Here is a 404-nt window from a genome sequence, read left to right as displayed (position 1 = left end):
AAGAATCGCATGTAATTCCCCCTAGAATGAGAAATCTTGACTTAAAATATAGGAATTTAAGTCCATTTCACCAGAACCCAGCATACATCGAACATGTGAGTTAATGACAGCTGCAATCGGATCGATTCTTTCTGTTGCTTTTGACTTGTCCAGCATGATATTTTCGTTCGCATCCTGTTTTGTTATCGCATTACTCGTTGCCCAATTTAATACAGGATTGTTATGATGGATGACTTTCTTTAAATACACTTGTTCCCTAAAATCTTTTGTAGGACCTGATAAAGTTGCCATACCTTGACGTATTTCTATCATCGTATACCCTTCCGCTTCCATGTCTTGCATGAATTGCGTTGCGTTCCATGGATCGGCACATATTTCTTTAATCTTAAATTTATGATCTTTTT

Annotated in this window: 1 protein-coding gene; it reads right to left on the bottom strand. The window is 36.9% G+C overall.

Annotated features, from left to right (window positions below; all coding sequences use genetic code 11):
- Positions 1-21: 21 nt before the first annotated feature.
- On the bottom strand, positions 22-404 hold a 383-nt coding region (locus ACODS7_RS32730; protein WP_488828731.1), incomplete at its 5' end, for a terminase TerL endonuclease subunit.

The sequence above is a fragment of the Bacillus sp. FG16 genome, assembly GCF_057809515.1.
This window is presented reverse-complemented; position numbering and strand designations above follow the sequence as displayed.